This is a genomic window from Saccharopolyspora sp. NPDC050389 (assembly GCF_040655595.1).
Classification (GTDB): Bacteria; Actinomycetota; Actinomycetes; order Mycobacteriales; family Pseudonocardiaceae; genus Saccharopolyspora.
The window spans coordinates 1-2,186 of record NZ_JBFAKG010000213.1 but is presented as its reverse complement, the minus strand read 5'-3'; the positions used below and the strand labels follow the sequence as shown (position 1 = coordinate 2,186).

Here is a 2,186-nt window from a genome sequence, read left to right as displayed (position 1 = left end):
TCGTCGGCGAAGTAGCCATAACGCGGGCTGGTCAACAGCAACGCGATCCCGACGGCCGCGGCGATCAGCAGAACCGGCCGCACCGCCAGCGGGAACAACGGCCCCCGGGCGATTCCTTTCGGCCGCACGGCTTTTCCGGGATGGGTCAACGTCACGGACAGGCCCCTTTCTCGGCGCGCGGAGGCACCGACCGGAATCGGGTGCTCTCCGGCCGATCAGAATCGGTTTTTCGTTGAGGTTCGGTTTGCGCTGGTCAGGACTCGTGCGTGGTTCGGAGTGCCAGGGCGATCCAAAACGCGCACGAGTTCCTGCCGGCCTAATTCAGCAGCGCCGAAGTCACATCGGTGTCGCAATCGACGCGTGCCGCGTAATAGGCGGTCATCCATTCGCGATCCAGCGCGCGGCCGTTCTCGAGCAGCCGCGACTGCGCGGCCTGGAACACCTGGCCGAAGGGCTCACCGGCGCAGTGCGGGATCGTGCCGACCAACATGCCCGCCAGCAATTCGCGCTCGTACACGGGATCCGCGAGCCGCCCGGTGGCGGTCGTGACGTAGTGGTACGAGGGCAGTTCCGGGTCCGCCGCGCTCCGGAACCGCAGTTCCTCGGGAGCACCTGGGATGCCGTGGAGCTTCTCCAGCATCGGCCGGGCGAGCTCGGCGAGCTCGTCGAGCACGTGCTCCTGGTAGCGCGCGATGCAGATCTTCGGCCCGGGCGTCGTGCACACCTCCTGCATCGCCACCGGATCGGCCACCACGTGCCGGTTCGGCGGGATCGACGCGATCAGCAGCGTCAGCGCGGCGACCAGTGCCATCGGCACCAGCACGAGCCACCGTCGACGCGACACGGCCAGGGCGAGGAAAGTCGCTGCGATCGCCGCGAACCACATCGCCTGCAGCGCGCTCGACGACAGCGAATACATCGACCCACTGGAGACCTGTGCGGCGAGCAGGGTCGTGAACAGCGAGTCGTACCCCGCCATCCAACTCGTCCAGCTGACCGCCAGGTACGCCAGAACTGCCAGCGCCGGGGTCAGCAGGACGATCAGTCGCCACCGGACGAGGCGGCCCAGCGCCATGCCGAAGGCGGCTGCTGCGCCGTGCGCGGGGACGCAGACCAGCAGCGCCGCGATCCAGTCGGTACCGCTACCGGTGGCGATCGGGAAGACGAAGATCGCCGCGATTCCCCACGCCGTCGCGATTCCGAGCACCGTGCCCAGCGTGAGGGCCGCCCACGACACGAGGAACGGCTGCCAACCCGGCCGGGGCAGGGTCGCCAGGAGCTCCTCGGTGCCGCGCCGGTTCTCCCTGCCCGCGGCCCACGCGCCGGCGGTCGCCACCAGCGGCCAGGTGAAGATCAGATCGGTGCGCACGACCAGGGCGAGTTCGTTCCAGCTACCCGCCCACAACGGTTGCAGGAACAGCACCGCGACCAGCGATATCAGCATTGCCATCGCGAGCGGGCCCGCAGTGCTGCGGTAGAACTCGTTCCAGAAGACCTGCTTGTTCATGCCGCACCCGCCCGGCTGGCGCCCAGCACCGCGCGGTAGCCGTCCGCCAGATCGCCGCCGTCGGCCAGCTTCTCGTCGGCGCGGTCGCCGAGCCCGACCCGCCGCAGCGCCCGGTCCACGGCAGGCATCAACTCCGCGGCCGGGACCTCCTTCAACCACCCGAAGTGCTCCACGAACTCGCGCGCGGTGAACCTCGGGTACCAGCCGAACTCCTGCGGCAGATAGCCGATTTCGCGCCGGAGCGGGCGCAGGTCGGAGCCGGTCGGCGGGCGGCCGAGCAGCCGGACCGAGCCGCCGGAAGGCGCGGTCAGCGTGGCCAGCACCCGGATCAGCGTCGACTTCCCGGCGCCGTTGGGCCCGAGCAGGCCGTGCACGCCGGTGCCGAAGTCCGCGGTGATCGCGTCAAGCGCGCGGCGGCGGCCGAATCGCACGGCCAGGTCATGGATCTCGATCGCGGTCACGGGGTCAGCTCCTCGACGTGTGCTGGAAGTTCGTGCGGCGGAGGTAGAGCACCGCGGCAGACAGGACGATCAGCGACGACCACAACAGCGGCAGCGGCCGGTCGAGCAGCACCGGCACCTGGTCGCCGACCAGCGGGCCGCCGGCGAGCACCAGCCAGCCGGTGGCGACCGCGGCCGCCACCGGTTCGAGCCGGAACCGCGAACCGAGCGCCAGGGTC

The 2,186-nt window shown here is 70.2% G+C and carries 2 protein-coding genes and 1 pseudogene; all 3 read right to left on the bottom strand.

Annotated elements, in window-relative coordinates:
• Positions 1 to 316 precede the first annotated feature (316 nt).
• On the bottom strand, positions 317 to 1,507 hold the full coding sequence (locus tag AB0I53_RS49490) for a hypothetical protein (protein WP_358618171.1): 1,191 nt from the start codon (positions 1,505 to 1,507) through the stop codon (positions 317 to 319).
• Positions 1,504 to 1,968 carry an ATP-binding cassette domain-containing protein gene (locus AB0I53_RS49485; protein WP_358618169.1) on the bottom strand — a complete coding sequence of 155 codons (465 nt, stop codon included), beginning with the start codon at positions 1,966 to 1,968 and terminating at the stop codon, positions 1,504 to 1,506. Before AB0I53_RS49485 ends, AB0I53_RS49490 begins: the two co-directional genes overlap by 4 nt.
• Before the next feature lie 4 nt (positions 1,969 to 1,972).
• Positions 1,973 to 2,186: pseudogene (locus AB0I53_RS49480) on the bottom strand (hypothetical protein); the annotation flags it as partial.